This window comes from Kitasatospora sp. NPDC048298, from assembly GCF_043201465.1.
In the GTDB taxonomy this organism is placed as follows: Bacteria; Actinomycetota; Actinomycetes; order Streptomycetales; family Streptomycetaceae; genus Kitasatospora.
In genome coordinates this window covers 76,231-92,769 of record NZ_JBICYZ010000012.1, presented here as the reverse complement: position 1 = coordinate 92,769, position 16,539 = coordinate 76,231, and the positions used below count along the sequence as shown (strand labels likewise).

14 protein-coding genes are annotated in these 16,539 nt (G+C 72.5%); 9 read left to right on the top strand and 5 right to left on the bottom strand.

Annotated features, from left to right (window positions below):
- The first annotated feature begins 141 nt into the window (after positions 1 to 141).
- Both ACGF0D_RS12660 and ACGF0D_RS12655 read left to right on the top strand, forming a co-directional pair.
- A complete protein-coding gene (locus ACGF0D_RS12660; RefSeq protein WP_392915358.1) occupies positions 142 to 1,626 on the top strand; it encodes an acyl-CoA dehydrogenase family protein in 1,485 nt (494 codons plus the stop codon).
- Positions 1,627 to 1,703: 77 nt separating this feature from the next.
- The gene (locus ACGF0D_RS12655) at positions 1,704 to 2,084 is read left to right on the top strand and encodes a hypothetical protein (RefSeq protein WP_392915356.1); all 381 of its coding nucleotides are present in this window, start codon (positions 1,704 to 1,706) and stop codon (positions 2,082 to 2,084) included.
- Between the two features lie 99 nt (positions 2,085 to 2,183).
- Here the strand turns inward: ACGF0D_RS12655 and pepN are convergent, their stop codons facing one another.
- Positions 2,184 to 4,673, bottom strand: a complete 2,490-nt coding sequence (gene pepN / locus ACGF0D_RS12650; RefSeq protein ID WP_392915353.1) for an aminopeptidase N — start codon at positions 4,671 to 4,673, stop codon at positions 2,184 to 2,186.
- Positions 4,674 to 5,065: 392 nt separating this feature from the next.
- Here pepN and ACGF0D_RS12645 point away from each other — a divergent pair, with 392 nt between their 5' ends.
- The 5 genes from ACGF0D_RS12645 to ACGF0D_RS12625 all read left to right on the top strand — a co-directional run bounded on the left by ACGF0D_RS12645 (position 5,066) and on the right by ACGF0D_RS12625 (position 11,756).
- Complete coding sequence (locus tag ACGF0D_RS12645; RefSeq protein WP_392915350.1) at positions 5,066 to 6,049, top strand: alpha/beta hydrolase; 984 nt, start codon at positions 5,066 to 5,068, stop codon at positions 6,047 to 6,049.
- A gap of 11 nt (positions 6,050 to 6,060) precedes the next feature.
- The gene (locus ACGF0D_RS12640) at positions 6,061 to 7,671 is read left to right on the top strand and encodes a peptidoglycan DD-metalloendopeptidase family protein (RefSeq protein ID WP_392915348.1); all 1,611 of its coding nucleotides are present in this window, start codon (positions 6,061 to 6,063) and stop codon (positions 7,669 to 7,671) included.
- Positions 7,672 to 7,730: 59 nt separating this feature from the next.
- On the top strand, positions 7,731 to 9,131 hold the full coding sequence (locus tag ACGF0D_RS12635) for a hypothetical protein (RefSeq protein ID WP_392915484.1): 1,401 nt from the start codon (positions 7,731 to 7,733) through the stop codon (positions 9,129 to 9,131).
- 409 nt (positions 9,132 to 9,540) lie between these two features.
- Positions 9,541 to 10,314: a serine/threonine protein kinase gene (locus tag ACGF0D_RS12630; RefSeq protein WP_392915345.1), complete on the top strand. Its 774-nt coding sequence runs from the start codon at positions 9,541 to 9,543 to the stop codon at positions 10,312 to 10,314.
- An 11-nt stretch (positions 10,315 to 10,325) separates the two neighbouring features.
- Positions 10,326 to 11,756, top strand: a complete 1,431-nt coding sequence (locus ACGF0D_RS12625; protein WP_392915342.1) for a serine/threonine-protein kinase — start codon at positions 10,326 to 10,328, stop codon at positions 11,754 to 11,756.
- Positions 11,757 to 11,876: 120 nt separating this feature from the next.
- Here the strand turns inward: ACGF0D_RS12625 and ACGF0D_RS12620 are convergent, their stop codons facing one another.
- Both ACGF0D_RS12620 and ACGF0D_RS12615 read right to left on the bottom strand, forming a co-directional pair.
- Positions 11,877 to 12,797, bottom strand: a complete 921-nt coding sequence (locus ACGF0D_RS12620) for a hypothetical protein (protein ID WP_392915340.1) — start codon at positions 12,795 to 12,797, stop codon at positions 11,877 to 11,879.
- Between the two features lie 360 nt (positions 12,798 to 13,157).
- Positions 13,158 to 13,658 carry a hypothetical protein gene (locus tag ACGF0D_RS12615; RefSeq protein WP_392915338.1) on the bottom strand — a complete coding sequence of 167 codons (501 nt, stop codon included), beginning with the start codon at positions 13,656 to 13,658 and terminating at the stop codon, positions 13,158 to 13,160.
- A gap of 394 nt (positions 13,659 to 14,052) precedes the next feature.
- Between ACGF0D_RS12615 and ACGF0D_RS12610 the strand changes: the two genes are divergently transcribed.
- The gene (locus tag ACGF0D_RS12610; protein WP_392915336.1) at positions 14,053 to 14,589 is read left to right on the top strand and encodes a hypothetical protein; all 537 of its coding nucleotides are present in this window, start codon (positions 14,053 to 14,055) and stop codon (positions 14,587 to 14,589) included.
- Positions 14,590 to 14,776: 187 nt separating this feature from the next.
- Positions 14,777 to 15,370 (top strand): DUF4291 domain-containing protein, encoded by a 594-nt coding sequence (locus ACGF0D_RS12605; protein ID WP_392915333.1) that lies wholly within the window; start codon positions 14,777 to 14,779, stop codon positions 15,368 to 15,370.
- A gap of 124 nt (positions 15,371 to 15,494) precedes the next feature.
- Here ACGF0D_RS12605 and ACGF0D_RS12600 read toward each other — a convergent pair whose 3' ends face one another.
- Both ACGF0D_RS12600 and ACGF0D_RS12595 read right to left on the bottom strand, forming a co-directional pair.
- On the bottom strand, positions 15,495 to 15,632 hold the full coding sequence (locus ACGF0D_RS12600) for a DUF397 domain-containing protein (RefSeq protein WP_392915330.1): 138 nt from the start codon (positions 15,630 to 15,632) through the stop codon (positions 15,495 to 15,497).
- On the bottom strand, positions 15,595 to 16,524 hold the full coding sequence (locus ACGF0D_RS12595) for a Scr1 family TA system antitoxin-like transcriptional regulator (protein WP_392915327.1): 930 nt from the start codon (positions 16,522 to 16,524) through the stop codon (positions 15,595 to 15,597). Before ACGF0D_RS12595 ends, ACGF0D_RS12600 begins: the two co-directional genes overlap by 38 nt.
- Positions 16,525 to 16,539 lie beyond the last annotated feature (15 nt).

Below are 16,539 nucleotides of genomic sequence, written 5' to 3'. Positions count from 1 at the left end.
ACCCTCGGTCGGTGCAGGTCACCGTTGCCAGTAAGATCATCGGTCCAATCTCCGTGCCGCTCGTTCGGCGGCCCGCGCCGCCGCGAGCCGTCAGGATCCTTGCCGGGCACGCGAGTCGGACTTCCTGGAACGGGTGGAGCCATGACCGAAGCCGCGGACGCCGTCACGTCCCTCGCGCCCCTGGCCTCCCTGTCGACGGAGGAGTTCATCGCGGGCGTCGAAGCGGCCGCCGCGCGGTTCGACGCGGCGACCTACCCGCAGCGGGAGTTGCCCGCCGAGGACTGGGCCGTCCTGACGGAGGCGGGCGTGCTGCTGCCGGTGCTGCCGGCCGAGTACGGGGGCCGGGACAGCCACGTCGAGATGTGCCGGGTCGTCGAGGTCCTGGCCGAGCGGAACCTGGCCCTCGCCGTCTACACGGCGGTCGTCACCGGGCTGGCGCTGCGGCCCGTCGTGCTGTGGGCCGGTGAGGAGGCCAGGCGCGAGGTGCTGCCGCTGTTCGCCGGCCCGCTGGCGCCGACGGCCGGCTTCGCCTCCACCGAGCCCGGCTGCGGCTCGGCCATGTCGGGCCTGACCACCACCTTCGAGGAGGTCGAGGGCGGCTACCGCATCCGCGGCCGGAAGCACTGGCAGGCGCTGAGCGCCACCGCGTCCTGGTGGTTGGTCGTCGCCAGGCGGGACGGCGACGGCGGCCGCGAGTACGGGTGGTTCGTCGTCGAGCGCGGCGACGGCTTCCACACCTCGCAGCGGTACGAGGCGCTGGGCCTGAAGGTGATCGACTACGGAGTCAACGACATCGACGCGTTCGTCCCCACCCACCGGCGCATCGAGGTCGGGGCCGGGAACTTGAGCTCGATGGTGGACATCTACCTGTCGGGACGGGCGCTGATCGGCGCGCTGGCCTGCGGCTTCCTACGCCGCGTCGCCCGCGAGGCACGTGCCTACGCCGACGCGCGTCGCATCGGGCGCTCGCCGCTGTCGGCGATCGGGTTCGTCCGCTACCGGCTCGAAGCCGTCGACAGCGCGCACACGGTCTGCGCGGCGCTCAACCACCACGTCCGGACGCGGCTGGACCTCACGTCCAACCTCGCCCCCGCGTTCGCCTCCATACAGGCCGTCAAGATCGTGGCCACCGAGCTGATGGTCAGCTCCGCCAACCACTACCAGCAGCTCACCGGTGGTGAGGGCTACCGCAGCGGCTCGCCGACCAACATCGCCGCCCAGGCGTTCCTGGACTCCCGGGTCTTCACCATCTTCGACGGCACCAACGACCTGCTCAGCCAGCAGCTCGCCCAGCACTGCCTGGACAGGGCGGGCAGCTCGGACGGCCGCGGCCTCAGCGCCTTCCTCGCCGACTGGGCGCCGACCGCGCCCGCCGTCTCGGCGCACGGCCTCGACCTGCGCTTCCTCGACGGCGAACTCGGCCAGGAGCACCTGGTCCTGGCCGGCCGGGTGATCGCCTACACCTTCGCCGCCGCCCGCGTCCTGGAGTGGGCCGCCGAGGCCGGCGCCGACGCCGACGACCGGGCCCGCAAGGCGGCCGCGTTCCTCCAGGCCGACATCGAGCGCGTCCGCGTGGAGTTCGACCTCCTGGCGCGCCTCGGGGCCGGTCACGGGGCCGACGTCTGAACCGGGGACCCGCCGGCCTGCCCGGGGCCTCACACCAGCGCGTTGTCCGGATCCCGAAGACTTGGGAGAGTTGGGCCATGCCCAAGAAGCGTCAACGTCCCGCGACCCTGGCCGAGATCACGGCCGCGCTGCCGCCGGTCGAGTACTGGTACGGCGAGGGCATCCCGTCCCCGGCCGGCCGTACGGAGTTCACCGACGACGACGGCCGGCTGTGGCGGAAGGTCCGCGGTCCGCTCCACCGCAACCTCGCCAGGCGTCTGGCGACCCAGGCGGACGAGCTGATCGTGGGAGAGGGCGCCGGCGGGCACTTCCGCCACGTCCCACCGGCCGACCGGCTCACGGCCTGGCACGAGATCAAGGACCGGCTGCACGCGGACGAGGCACCGAGCTACCACCCCTACGAGTTCGCCTCCATGGACGGCCTCCTGACCCTCCTCTACATCGAGGAGAGCTGCTGAGGCCTCCGGTGGGCGGGAGGGGTTGGAGCCGGAGCCGGCGCCGGGTCGGGTTCGGTTCCCGACCCGGCTCCAGCTCCAGCTCCGGCCGTCGCCCCGGTGCTACCGCTCGGTCAGCGCCCGCGCCCGGACGGCGCGGCGCAGCGTGTCCAGCTGGTCCACCAGTCCGCGCCGGGTCGCCGCGGTGAGGTCCGGGTCGGCCAGGCAGGCCTCGGCCGCCCGTACCGTCTGCTCGGTGGCGGCGAAGGCCGGGAAGCCCACCGTGGCGAGCACCCGGGCCAGCGCGGGGCCGCGGCGGCCGGTGGCCGGCCCCAGCTCCTTGAAGTAGCGCGCGGTCAGCTCCTCCAGCAGTTCGGCCTGCTCGGGCTGCCACAGGCCCCGGGCGGTGGCGATGGCCAGGTAGTTGGAGAGCTCGCCGTGGAACAGCGCCTGCCAGGCGGCCTCCTTGGCCGCGGGGTCGGGCAGCGCAGCGCGGCAGCGGGCGGCGCCCTCCTGGCTGGTGCTGCTGGGGTCGGCGGCGAGTTCGGCGGCGATCTCCGGCTCTCCCGCTGCGCCGAGCACGCACAGCCGCAGCAGCAGCTGCCAGCGCAGGTCCGGGTCGAGCACCGGCCCGCCGGGTACCGTGCCGGCCGCCAGCCAGTCGCGCAGTTCGGCGGCCTGCGACTCGCCGTCGGCGGTGGCGATCACGCCGCGCACGGTCACCAGGCGCAGATCGGTGCGGCCCGGCTCGCCCTCGGTGCGCCGCAGCAGGGTGCGGCAGACCTGGGCCAGTCCGGCCAGTGCCTCCGGGCGCCCGGACGGCGGCAGCGCGCAGTCCACCACGAACTCGCGGGCGAAGGAGAGCACCGCGTCCACCAGGTGCACCGAGGTCTCGCCGGGCAGGTGGTCGGCGACCAGCCGCAGGTACTCGCCGGGCGCCAGCTCCCCGTCGCGCACCTGGTCCCGGGCGGCGCTCCAGAGCACCGCGCGGGCCAGTTCCTCGGGCACGGCGCCGAGCGAGGAGCGCACGGCCTGCCAGGAGGCGGGGTCGAGGCGGATCTTGGCGAAGGTGAGGTCGGTGTCGTTGAGCAGCGTCAGCTCGGCGTCGGCCGGCCGCGTGACCGTGGCGTCGGCCGCCAGGTCGACCGGCACGCGGTCGACCGGTTCCAGGGCTCCCTCGGCGGTGCGCCGGTAGTGGGCCACGGTCAGCTGGTGCGGGCGCAGCGTGCCGTCGGCCGAGGTCTGCTCGATCCGGCCGTCGGTCAGCCGCAGGGTGTCCATACCGGTGGTGCGCAGCCAGCGGTCGGCCCAGCCGTGGACGTCGCGGCCGCTCGTCGCCGCCAGGGCCCGGAGCAGGTCGTCGAGGGTGGCGTTGCCGAAGGCGTGCTCGTCGAAGTAGTCGTTGACTCCGGCCAGGAACGCCTCCTCGCCGAGCCAGGCGACCAGTTGGCGCAGTGCGGCGGCACCCTTGGCGTAGGAGATACCGTCGAAGTTCTGCAGCGCCTGGGCGGTGTCGTCCACCGTGCCGGGTGCCACCGGGTGGGTGGAGGGGCGTTGGTCGGCGTCGTAGCCCCAGGTCTTGCGGTTGGCGGCGAAGCCGGTCCAGGCGCTGGTGAAGCGGGTGGAGGAGGCGGTGACGCTGTAGGCCATGTACTCGGCGAAGGACTCGTTGAGCCACAGGTCGTCCCACCACTTCATGGTGACCAGGTCGCCGAACCACATGTGCGCCATCTCGTGGATGACCACCATGGCGCGCTCCTCGCGCTTGGTGTCGGGCACGGCGGACCGGAAGACGAACTCGTCGCGCAGGGTGACGCAGCCCGGGTTCTCCATTGCGCCGGCGTTGAACTCCGGTACGAAGCACTGGTCGTAGCTGTCGAAGGGGTACCGGTGCCGGAAGACCCGGTGGTAGTGGTCGAAGCCCTGCCGGGTGATCTCCAGCAGCTCGTCGACGTCGGCGTCCAGGTGGGCGGCGAGCGAGCGGCGGCAGTGCAGGCCGAGCGGGATCCCGTCGTGCTCGGCGCGCACCGAGTGCAGCGGGCCGGCCACCACGGAGACCAGGTAGCTGCTGATCGCCGGGGTGGGCGCGAACTCCCAGCGGCCGGGCGAGACCTGGCGGCCCAGGCTGTTGCCGACCACGGTCCACTGCTGCGGCGCGGTGACGGACACCGTGTACCGCGCCTTGAGGTCGGGCTGGTCGAAGGACGCGAACACCCGCGGGCCGTCGTCGAGGAAGGACTGGGTGTAGACGTAGTCCTCGCCGTCGGCGGGGTCGGTGAAGCGGTGCATGCCCTCGCCGGTGTGCGAGTAGACCATGTCGGCCTCGACCGTGAGCTCGTTGTCGGCCGCCAGGTCGGTCAGCGGGAAGCGCCCGGCCCGCAGGGCGGCGACGTCCAGTTCGCGGCCGTTCAGCACCACCCGGTGCAGGGCGGCCGGCTTGACGTCCAGGAACGTCCCGGCGCCCGGGGCGGCGCAGCCGAAGCGGATCACCGTGGTGGAGCCGAACAGCTCCTGCCCGCGGGTCAGGTCGAGGTCTACGTGGACGGTGTGGACGTCGAGCAGCCGGTGGCGCTCGACGGCCTCGGCGCGAGTGAGTACTGAGGTATCGGACACAGGGGCCATGCTGCTCCATCCAGGGGGCGAACGGTACGGGCTTTTCGGCTCCGGGCTTCGTGACATCCGGCCACGGCGCCCGGCGAAACCCGTCTGGCGGATCTCGGTGATCGGCGGTAGCGGCGCCGACCGGGCTTCCGCTCGTCGAGGGCCGTCCCCAGCCCTCCTCGACGAGCCGCACCCGGGCAGCTGCACAACCGCCTTCCCCAGACTGCCACGCCGTCGCCGACGCCGCCCACCACAGGAAAACGCACCAGCCTCCGTGTCCGGCGCCGCTGTTGTCAGTCCGTATGGTTCCGGGTTCCGTGCTCCGCGGCGGGTGGCTACCGTCCGAACCGTCGGATATCCGGCGGTCCGGACGGGCCGCCGTCACGCGCCTTCTGGAGGTCACGGTGACCGCGAACCACCCCACCCGCAGGAGCATCCTCAAGTCCGCCGGCGGGCTCGGCGCCGCGCTGGCGCTCGGCGGCGCGAGCGTCCTCGCGACGGCCTCGGCGGCCCGCGCGGCCGACGACGGCTTCGGGCTGCACATCACCGACCGCAACGAGGGCGACGCCCGGATGTGGTACTACCGCTTCGCGACCGCCGAGATCGGCTGGCAGCCCGCCGTCAACGTGCTGCTCCCCGACGACTACCACACCAGCGGGCGCACCTACCCCGTGCTCTACCTGCTGCACGGCGGCCTCCAGGACTTCATCGAGTTCGACCACCAGGGCGTGCGCGACTGGACCGTCGGCAAGCCGCTGATCGTCGTGATGCCCGACGGCGGGCAGGCCGGCTGGTACTCCAACCCGGTCAGCACCAACGTCGGCCCCCGCAACTGGGAGTCCTTCCACATCAACCAGCTGATCCCCTGGGTCGACGCCAACTTCCGTACCTACGCCGAGTACGACGGCCGCGCCGTGGCCGGCTTCTCCATGGGCGGCTTCGGCGCCCTGAAGTACGCCGCCAAGTACTGGGGCCACTTCGCCTCCGTCAGCGCCCACTCCGGCCCGGCCAGCCTGCGCCGCGACAACGGCGCGGTCGTGCACTGGGCCAACGTGTCCGCCGCGGTCAAGGACCTGGCCGGCGGCACCGTCTACGGCGCGCCGCTGTGGGACCAGGCGAGGGTCACCGCCGACAACCCGGTCGAGCGCCTGGAGAGCTACCGCAACAAGCGGATCTTCCTGGTCGCCGGAACCAGCCCCGACCCGACCAACCCCTTCGACACCTTCAACGAGACCGCGGTGCTGGCCGGTCAGCGGGAGTTCCGCGCCCTGCTGGACGGCGCGGGCATCCCGTACGAGGCCCACGAGGAGCCGGGCGGTCACTTCATCCGCGACTACATGTTCCGGCGCGACATCGACGGCATCATCGACCGGCTCCGCAAGGCGTGAGGAGCGCTCCGATGATCTCCCGCTTCTCGCGGCCGGCCCTGGCCGCGGTCGCTGCCCTGTTGCTGCCGGTCACCGTGCAGGCCGCTCCCGCCGTGGCGGCTCCCGCCACGGTCGCTACCGCCCGGGCCGCTGTCGCCCAGGCCGCCACGGCCGCCGGGTTCGCGGCGGCGTGCCCGGCCCGCGGTCAGGTCTCCCAGCACTACTCCGCGGAGCACAACGGCATCGACATCGCCAACGACTACGGCACGCCGATCTACGCGGTCGGCGACGGCCAGGTGCTGATCTCCGGCACGGCCCAGGGCTACGGCCAGTGGATTCGGATCCTGCACCCGGACGGGACCATCACCGAGTACGGGCACATGTACGAGCGGGACGTGGCCGCCGGCGACCATGTGACGGCCGGCCAGCAGATCGCGCTGATGGGCAGCGAGGGCGAAGCCACCGGCCCGCACCTGCACCTGCGGGTCTGGGCCGACCCGGACGCGTCCGTGCGCACCGACCCGGAGCCGTACCTCACGGAGCGCGGTGTCACCGTGCCCTGCGTTCCGGGAAGCGGCCCGAGCCCCGCCCCGCTGGTGTATCCGGCGGAGTCCGGCCGGGTGGTCTCGGCGCGGTCGGCGGACGGACGCCTGGAGGTCTTCGCCGCCGGGGCGAACGGCGTCTCCCACGCCTGGCAGACCGCGATCAACGGCGCCTGGTCGGAGTGGGAGGACCTCGGCGGCCCCGGTGGTGCCCAACTCGCCATCGGTCCGAACGCGGACGGCCGGTTGGAGGTGTTCGCGATCAACGGCAGCACCTTCCAGCACCGTTACCAGCTCCAGCCCTCCGACGCGTGGTCGGGCTGGGAGGACTTCGGCACCGGAGGCCACGACATCGCCGTCGGCTCCAATCAGGACGGACGCCTCGAGGTCTTCGCCTCCGGACCGGTCGGCGTCTACCACCGCTACCAGACCGCGCCCAACGGCGGCTGGTCCGGCTGGGACCCCACCGGCGCAGGCCCTACCGACGCAGGCTCTACCAGCGCTGGCTCCACCGGCGCTGGCCCCGCCAACAGCGAGATCGAACTCGGCAAGGCCCCCGACGGCCGCCTCGAAGTCTTCGCCCTCAACGGCAGCACCTTCCAGCACCAGTGGCAGACCAGCGTCAACGGCGCCTGGTCCCCCTGGGAGGACTTCGGCACCGGCGGCCACGACCTCACCGTCAGCCACAACCAGGACGGACGCCTCGAAGTCCTCGCCTCCGGACCCGCCGGCGTCTACCACAAGTACCAGACCAGCCCTACCAGTTGGTCCGGCTGGGACCCCACCGGCGGCCCCGCCGACTCCCGGCTCACCAGCCGGCAGACCGCGGACGGCCGGGTCGAGGTCTTCGCCATCAACGGCAGCACCGCGCAGCACATCTGGCAGACCGGCCTCAACGCCCCGTACGGCCAGTGGGACACCTTCGGCACCGGCGGCACCGAGATCGGCGCCGCCACCAACGCCGACGGCCGGATCGAGGTCTTCGCCGCCAACACCGACGGCGTCCACCACAAGTGGCAGACCGGATTCTCCACCTGGTCCGGCTGGGCCTGGCTGAACACCACCCCCGGACCCGCCGTCAGTCGAGGAGCCACCCGGTGACCAGAGCGCACCTCCCCCTGCTGTCCGCGCTCACCTCGCTGGGCGTGGCAGCGGGCCTGATGGTCGGCGCCACGCCCGCGCCCGCCGCCACCGGCATCGACCTGTGCACCGGGGTCGGCTACACCGCGGGCTTCCGCGGCGACGCCCTGGTGACCGCGATCGCCGTCGGCATGGCCGAGTCCAGTTGCAACCCGCTGGCGTCCAACGTCCAGGGCAACAGCCCGCAGTCCACCGACCGCGGCCTGTGGGAGATCAACGACTACTGGCACAGCGAGGTCACGGACGCCTGCGCCTACGACGCCCAGTGCAACGCCAACGAGGCCTACCGCATCTCCAACCAGGGCATCGACTGGCACCAGTGGTCGACCTACGCCGCGGGCGTGCACCAGCGGTACATGGACGCGGCGCGGGCCGCCGTGGACCGGCTCGGCCACCACGAACCCGGTCCGGCGCCCGTGGTGTATCCGGCGGAGTCCGGCCGAGTGGTCTCGGCGCGGTCGGCGGACGGACGCCTGGAGGTCTTCGCGGCCGGAGCGAACGGTGTCTCCCACGCCTGGCAGACCGCCATCAACGGCGCCTGGTCGGAGTGGGAGAACCTCGGTGGACCGGGCGGCGCGGAGCTGGCGGTCGGCGCCAACGCGGACGGCCGGTTGGAGGTGTTCGCCATCAACGGCAGCACTTTCCAGCACCGTTACCAGCTCCAGCCCTCCGGCGCGTGGTCGGGCTGGGAGGACTTCGGCACCGGAGGCCACGACATCGCCGTCGGCTCCAACCAGGACGGACGTCTCGAGGTCTTCGCCTCCGGGCCGGTCGGCGTCTACCACCGCTACCAGACCGCGCCCAACGGCGGCTGGTCCGGCTGGGACCCCACGGGCGCTGGCTCCACCGGCGCTGGCCCCGCCAACAGCGAGATCGAACTCGGCAAGGCCCCCGACGGCCGCCTCGAAGTCTTCGCCCTCAACGGCAGCACCTTCCAGCACCAGTGGCAGACCAGCATCAACGGCGCCTGGTCCCCCTGGGAGGACTTCGGCACCGGCGGCCACGACCTCACCGTCAGCCACAACCAGGACGGACGCCTCGAAGTCCTCGCCTCCGGACCCGCCGGCGTCTACCACAAGTACCAGACCAGCCCCACCAGTTGGTCCGGCTGGGACTCCGCCGGCGGCCCCGCCGACTCCCAGCTGACCAGTGAGCGTTCGCCGGACGGCAGGGTGGAGGTCTTCGCGATCAACGGCATTACGGCTCAGCACATCTGGCAGACCGGCGTCAACGCGCCGTACGGCCAGTGGGACACCTTCGGCACCGGCGGCACCGAGATCGCCGCGGCGGGCAACGCGGACGGCCGGATCGAGGTGTTCGGCTCCAACACCGACGGGGTCCACCACCGCTGGCAGACCGGGTTCTCCACCTGGTCCGACTGGGCCTGGCTGAACACCACCCCCGGACCCGCCGTCCCCTGACAACGCCCTGGCGCACAGCGATCCACCCGATCAGCAGGCGCGGCCTGCTGTGGTGGGCGGCCGAGCGGGAGCACTCGTGCTCCCGCTCGCGGGCCGTTCCGCGCCAGTGGCGTCCGCCGACGCCGCCGGGCCCCACCCGCGGGTCGGCGGCGGCCGGCGGCTGTGGGCCGTCGGCGGCGACCGCCCGGGGGCGCCGATGCGTCCGGGGGCGCCGATGCCCTGACTGCCGGGCGGGCCGCCGGTGCCCCGACCGAACACCCGTACATTCCACTGTCACCTTGTCAAGTAGCGTGCGGCTCCGGTTTATTGTCGTACGCGAAGAGGTACCGTCCGTCCGTCCGGCCTGAGCCGGCGCGGCACGGGAAGCGGTGCGCGGGGACGGAGGCGCGGTGCGCGGGACGGGGCAGCGGTGAGCGGGATTGTCGTCCACCTGCCGGCGGGGAACGGCGACGCCCCGGTGACCTTGCGGCTCGGCCCGGGCGAGCGGGCGCGCTTCGGCCGCGGTTCCGCCCACACCCCGGTGGAGCTGCGGCTCGGCGACGAGTCGGTCTCCCGGCTGGCCGGTGAGATCCACGCCACCGACGACCACTGGCAGTTGAGCAACCTCAGCAACACCCATGCCTACCTGGTGGAGAACCCGGAGGGCGCCGGCGAGTACCTGCGGGTGCCGCCACGGCGGGTCGGCGCGCCGATCCCCTTCGAGTTCTCCCGTGTGGTGCTGCCCTCTCGGCGGGAGACCCCGCTGTCCTTCCAGGTCTTCGCCCCCGACCACGTCTACCTGGACCCGGACACCCGCGGCGGCTCCCGGGACAGCCGCACCATGACGGCGTACTCGCTGGACGAGACCGCCACCTACTTCCTGGTCCTGGTCGCGCTCTGCGAGCCGTGGCTGCGCGACCACTCCCCCGCCGCCGTTCCCACCACCCCGCAGGTGGTCGCACGGCTGCACGGCCACCCCGCCTGCGCCCGGCTCACCGCCCGCGCGGTCAGCTCGCACCTCGACTACCTCGCCGACGAGAAGCTCCGCATCGACCTGCCCGACGGCGACCGCGCGGACCGGCGCGGCGGCAAGCGCGAGGCCGTCGTGGGGCTCGCCCTGAAGTTCGGCATCGTCCGCGAGGAGCACCTCGCGCTCCTGCCGAGCCCCGGCTCCGGCTCCGGCTCCGGCCGGTCCGGACGGTAGGGAGGGCGGCGATGCTGCAGGACCCGGCCTTCCCCGTGGACAGCGAGGAACTGCTGCCGGCCGGCCACCGGGTCGGCGAGTGGACCATCACCGGGCCGATCGGCGAGGGCGCCTGGGCCACGGTGTACGCCGCCCACCGGAGCGACCACCGGGCCGAGGGCGGGACCGCCCCCCGGACCGACCACCGGAACGACCGCAGGAACGACCGCAGGAACGACGAAGCGAACGACGAGCCGGACGACACCGTCGCCCTCAAGGTGCTGCCGACCGCCGGACTCGCCCCCCGCCAGGCCCGCCAGGTCGCCGAAGCCGCCCGGCGCGAAGCCGAGTTGGCCCGCACCGCCCCGCACCCTCGGCTGGTACGGCTGCTCGACACCCTCGTCCTGGCCGCCCCCGACCAGCCCTCGCTCGACGGCGCGATCGTCCTGGTCATGGAACGCGCCCGGTGCACCCTGCGCGACCTGCTCGCCACCGGCGTCGACGAGGCCGAGGGCGCCCGGATCGTCACCGGCATCTGCGAGGGCCTGGCCCACCTGCACCGCTCCGGCTGGGTCCACGCCGACCTCAAACCGGAGAACGTCCTCATCGGCGCCGACGGCGAGGTCCGTCTCTCCGACTTCGGCCTCGCCATCGAACTCACCGGCACCCACGGCCACGGCGCCCCGATGGGCACCCCCGACTACCTCCCACCGGAGCGCTGGCGGGAGCCGCTCGGCGAACACGGCGTCAAGGTCCGTACCGCCGCCGACATCTGGGCGCTCGGCATCGTGATCCACGAGGTCTTCGCCGCCGGCGGCCGGCCCTTCCCCGGCACCACCCCGACCGCCCGCTGCGCCGCCGCCCAGCAGTACGCGGAAGGCCGCGCCGCCCTGCGGCTGGCCGCCGCCGTCCCCCCGTTCTGGCGCGCCCTGGCCGCCGACTGCCTCGCCCCCACCCACGCCGCCCGCGCCCCGCACACCGCGGAGAGCCTGCTCGGCCGCATCCGCGCCCACCGCCCCGACCGGCGCCCGCGCCCCCGCCGCCCGTACCCGCGTCCTCGCCCGCGCACCGCCCTGCTGGCCCTGGCCTCCTGTGCCACGGTCGCCGCCACCGTCACCGCCCTGTGGCCGCACCCGGGGCCGTCCGGACAACCCGCCCACGTGCGGGTCTTCAACGCCGAACGCGGCTGCCAGGACCGCACCGACCGCGACCCCCAGTGCAGCCTCGGCCTCGCCGTCGACCCCCTGCGCCCCTACACCGCCGACAACGTCGTCCCCGTGCGGGTCTGGCACGACGACACCCTCGACGCCGACTGCCAACTCCCCACCGGCCTCCCCGTCATCAACGAGGAGGACCTCACCTCCACGCTCTGGTACCGCATCCGCCTGCCGGGCTCCTCCACCACCGCCTGGCTCCCCGCCGTCCGCACCAGGGACCGCCCTGCCCTGCTCCGCTGCCCGTGAACGCCGCCGGCCCGGCTACCCGCCCGTCGGCCGGCCGGCGTTGGGGGCGCCCCGCTGCTCGGGCTCGACGGCACCGCCGTCACCGAGCAGCGGATGAACCTCCCTCCCCGGAGGACGGGGTCAGGGAGCGGGTGACCGCCTGCCGGATGCTCCGGCGGCGCGTTGGCAGAGCTCGACGAGGGAACCGAGGAACTGGCCGCCGTAGACGCGGGCGGCGGCGCAGGGGTCCGTGTTGGCGTCGGCGGCCGGGCCGCCGGGCGGCCGGGCGGTGGAGGGGGCGGGCCGTGGTCGGGGGTGAGCGCCCGGGAAGTGCGGTCGCTGCCCCGGCCGGGCGCCGTCTTCGCCCGGCTCGGCGGCCGGGGTCTCCTGCTCCTCGGTGGGCACGGCCTCCGGCGTGGGGACGGGCTCCGCGGCCGTCGGCTCCGGCGGGGGCGGCGCGGGGACCGGCGCCGGGGAGGCCGACGGCGCGGAGTGCTTCAGGGCCCCCACGACGGCGGGGGCGACCGGCTGGTCGTCGAGCGCCGGGCGCGGCCCCATCCCGAGGTAGGCCCGCGGGCCGGCGTCCGCCGCCCCCGAGAGCAGTGCCGTCGCCAGCACGACCGCCACGACGGCGCCACGCCCGAACGCCCGGGCCGGGGACGGGTAGAGGGGCGGACGCCCGGCGCCGGCCTCCGCCGAGGGCTCGGACTCCAGCAGTTCCACCCGGCGCCGGCAGACCTCCGCGTTGCGCGAAGCCGCCCACTGCTCGGACGCCCCCTGGTCGGCCCACGCGGTGGCCGTCCCGGTGAACAGGTCGGCCGCCAGGCCTGGGTCCCCGCCGACCGCCGCGACGTAGGCCCGCACCTCCTGCGCGCGCAGCGCCTCCGGGTGCGTGGCGCCGCGCTCCAGGGCGACGTGCTGGTGGAGCTCCTCGGCCAGGCGGGCGGCGAGAACCGTTTCCCCGACCTCCATGGCGCCCCGGATCAGGTCCACCCTGGGGGCGTAGGCGGCGGGCGGCTTCTCGGCTGCCGTCCTTGACGACGTGTCGGTCGGATCGGTCATGGGCCCCTCGCAGGTGGTCTCCGAACGATGGATCACGTCACCTATACCGGTCGGGGCCACCCGTCGGCCGGTCCACGGTCGTCCCTTCGGGTGAAAGCGTCAACGAGCGATCGGACGCCGTCCGGGGTCCGGGCCGCCCTGATCGGCCTGCGGTGGACCTCCGGTAGGCCGCCGGAAGGCCTGCAATCGGCCTGCGATCAGCCCCCGGCCGGCCTCCGGTCCGCCCGGCGGCCGAACGGAGGCCGACCGGAGGCCGACCGGCGCGCCCGTAATGGCTCCGCGCCGGAATCGCCGCTTCGAGTGACAGGCCGACAGCAGGGGCACACGTCCGACCAGCGGTGGACCCGCCGCATCGTCGGCTCAGCGGATCACGCCGGAAAGGTCCAGTCGCTCCATGCGGTTGAGGCACTGTCCGATCTCGACGATCAGGTCCTCGGCACTCAAGGGGAACTCCTCGGGACCGGTGGACAGCAGCTCCGCGACGTTGCCCTCGTCATCCTCGACGGCAACCGTGGCCAGCAGATCCGTGCCGGTGACACTGAAACCGATGGACAGCTGGACGGCCACCGTCAGCCCACTCGCCAGCTCGATCACCTGGCCATCGGCGTAGGACGCCTCATCCGGCCGGTCCGAGAACTGCCACCCCGGCCCCAACGACTCACGCCTGCGCACCGAACCGACCGGGGCGCCCTCCTCCCAGGCGCGCGCCAGCCTCCTCAGCCCGAAGTGGGCATCCCGAAGCACCACAGCCAGCGCAACGGCGGCCTGCCCGGTGCCATCCATCAAGTCCGCTTCCCACCCGTGTCCGTATCGATCCTCGTACTCCTTCGCGCCGGGCCGTCCGGAGGCGAAGGCGGCCACCGTCACTCATCGTCAGTTCTGTGGAAAGACAAAGATCAGTCGATGGCCGTGGGCCACAGCGTAGACCCGCGCCGGCAACCGGTCCGGGACAGCCGCCGGATCTGCCGCTGACGGCCGGGTGGTCAAGATCCCTGTCAGAGGACCGTCGGGTTGGACGGCCGCGCGGAGTCGGGGTCGGGCGAGAGCGACCGACACCTCCCACCAGCTGTTCTCCGCCGCGCGAAGAGGCGATCGGCTGACTAGAGTGGGCACATAGGTCTCGTGTGTGAGTACCGGTCAACACGACTGGTGGCAGGTGGAAACAGACCGGCCAGTCGTTTCTGCAGTAGTGACATGTCGCTGTTCAACCATTGAAAAGTTCAACACCCCTCCGATGCTCGAAGGAGGCGGAGTCATGGTGGGAATTCTCAAACGCCGCGGTGGCGCAGTCCTCGCAACTGCTCTACTGGCTGCGGGAACCATCGCCGGCCCGACCGCGGCAGTGGCGGCGCCCGTACCCAGTAGTCCAACCATCCTGCCGACCCAGGTCGTCATCAACCACAACGTGACCTTCGGTGGAGGAGTCCCGGTCGGCGGCTGGTACTCATTGAGCGTCTTCCCCAGCGGGTCGTTCAACTACTCCGGCCACATGCACGACTCGGGCGCGCCGAGCTACAACCTCGCCGGTGTCTGCGTCGTGCGCTTCAACAACGGCACGGCCTTCGTGTTCCAGACGGCCGGCCGTATGCACGGGACCTTTGAATCGGGGTCCCGGGACTACAATTGGAACAGCAACGGCACAAACCAGTCCATCCGCGACGCTTGGCAGGCCTCGGGCGGCGGCTGGAACGCGAGCTGCAACAGCAAGGTCAACGCCGACATCGGCGCTCTGGTCAACTCGACGATCCAGGGGGTCGGATACGTCGCACAGGTCATCGCGGTCGTCGGGTGACCCGGTCGGCACCGTCGACGTGGCCCCGTACGGGAACCGCACGAAGTGGTTCTGGCTCAACTCCCGCGGAATTCGAGCCAGAACCACTTCATGAAGGCGAACGAAGCCACAGCGGGGCTTCCGCCGGCCCCGCCGGGCCAGGGAAATCCGCTGGCGCGAGGCTCGCCGGGCCTTGATCCTTGGCACCGTGCCACAACCCAAGCAGCAGATTCGCGCCCTCCACACGGCGTCCACGGTGACCGTCTACCAGGCGTACAGGCCGGAGATCGGCCTGCCCGCCGCACGGGACGGTCGGTTCCCGGCGGCGTGGAAGAGGGACCGGATGACATGGATCAAGCCGTCGTTCCTCTGGATGATGTACCGCTGCGGGTGGGCGCGGAAGGAGGGACAGGAGACCGTCCTCGCGATCGAGATCACCCGCGAGGGCTTCGAATGGGCGCTGGAGAACAGCTGCCTGTCCCACTACGAGCACGGGCTGCACTCCGACCGGGCTTCCTGGAAGCGCGAGTTGAAGCGGGCCCCGGCGCGGGTGCAGTGGGATCCCGAACGGGATCTGCACCTCCAGCCGCTGGCCCACCGGTCACTTCAGCTCGGCCTCGCCGGCGAAGCGGCTGGGCGGTACGCGGACGAGTGGATCACCGCGGTTGAGGACGTCACCGCGCTCGCGCACACGATCCACGCACGCGTGCGGGACGGGGACCTGGACGCCGCGCGGAAACTGCTTCCCGCCGAACGGCCCTATCCGGCGGGCGCCATGCTGCTGAACCACCTGGGCGGCTGAGCGGTTACGAGAACGCGACCGGCGGCACCCGGAGTTGTTGGATCGGTGGCTCCGAGTCGGCTGTGGAGGCGAGAAGGCCAACGAGCCCGAGGCGGTTGCAGCTGCAAGGGGCGACCTGGGAGCGTCAGTTCCCGCTCGGGAACCCGCCCGCCTGGATCGCGGCAATGAAGGAGTCCCAGGCGGCGGTGGGGAAGACGAGGGCCGGGCCGTGGGGGTCCTTGGAATCACGCACGGGGACGAGACCGGGGAATCCGGGGGCCACCTCGATGCAGTCGCCGCCGTCCGGGCCGCTGTAGCTGCTCTTGAGCCAGTCGGCCGCGTCGAGCTCGTTCCGCGTCATCTCTGAACCCTTCCAACGCTTCGGCGATCAGCGCGAGCGACTCGCCTGCCGTGAGCGCATCGCCACGCAGCCGATCATAGCGCCGCCGGTGTCCAGAGACGATGGACGGTTCGTCGCAGGGGTTACCCCTGTCGAGGCTCTCCGAGTACACCGAATGCCGGCCATCCGGCATCTCCAGAAGGACCATTGGGATCTTGATGATCGTCGCCCGAGCCGTGAACGGCACCACCTGGATGACGATGTTCCCGCGTTGGGCGAGGTCCAGCAGGTGCTGCATCTGGCGCGCCATCACCTTCGGCCCGCCGACCACCGATCGAATGGCGCTCTCGTCCAGCAGGACGACCAACTGCGGACCGCCATCGGCAAGGAACCGCTCCTGCCGTGCGAGCCTCGCCTCGACTCGCTCCTCGATCGCCTTGGGGCCTTCGTCAGTCCCACCCGCCTCGAACATCGCTCGCGCGTAGTCCCGACACTGGAGCAGCCCGTGCATGTAGTCGGTCTGGAACACCTGGGCCCCGACCGCCTCGGCCTCCGCGTCGGCATGGGTCTGGAACCAATCCGGGTGCTCGATCTGCGCGCTCCAGTCGACCCGGTGATACAGCCGCATCAGCAGCCCACCGGTGTCCAGCAACTCCTCAAGCAGCTCGACTTCCTCGACGGTCGGCTTCCGCCGCCCACCCTCGGTCCGCGAGATCACCGTTCGGTCGAGGTGGAGCAGCTTGCCCAGGTCCTCCTGGGTAAGCCCCGCCAACTCCCGGGCGTAGCGGATCTCTTCACCGAACATGATCGCGGAACTCGCCGTCGGCTTGCGCATCTTCCGCTGTGTCAT

What these genes read in the sequence shown, in the direction of transcription:
- ACGF0D_RS12640 (WP_392915348.1), top strand. Translation starts at nt 6,061, where the DNA reads ATGATCTCCCGCTTCTCGCGGCCGGCCCTGGCCGCGGTCGCTGCCCTG.
- ACGF0D_RS12655 (WP_392915356.1), top strand. Translation starts at nt 1,704, where the DNA reads ATGCCCAAGAAGCGTCAACGTCCCGCGACCCTGGCCGAGATCACGGCC.
- ACGF0D_RS12660 (WP_392915358.1), top strand. Translation starts at nt 142, where the DNA reads ATGACCGAAGCCGCGGACGCCGTCACGTCCCTCGCGCCCCTGGCCTCC.
- ACGF0D_RS12620 (WP_392915340.1), bottom strand. Translation starts at nt 12,797, where the DNA reads ATGACCGATCCGACCGACACGTCGTCAAGGACGGCAGCCGAGAAGCCG.
- ACGF0D_RS12635 (WP_392915484.1), top strand. Translation starts at nt 7,731, where the DNA reads ATGGTCGGCGCCACGCCCGCGCCCGCCGCCACCGGCATCGACCTGTGC.
- ACGF0D_RS12595 (WP_392915327.1), bottom strand. Translation starts at nt 16,524, where the DNA reads ATGCGCAAGCCGACGGCGAGTTCCGCGATCATGTTCGGTGAAGAGATC.
- ACGF0D_RS12610 (WP_392915336.1), top strand. Translation starts at nt 14,053, where the DNA reads ATGGTGGGAATTCTCAAACGCCGCGGTGGCGCAGTCCTCGCAACTGCT.
- ACGF0D_RS12625 (WP_392915342.1), top strand. Translation starts at nt 10,326, where the DNA reads ATGCTGCAGGACCCGGCCTTCCCCGTGGACAGCGAGGAACTGCTGCCG.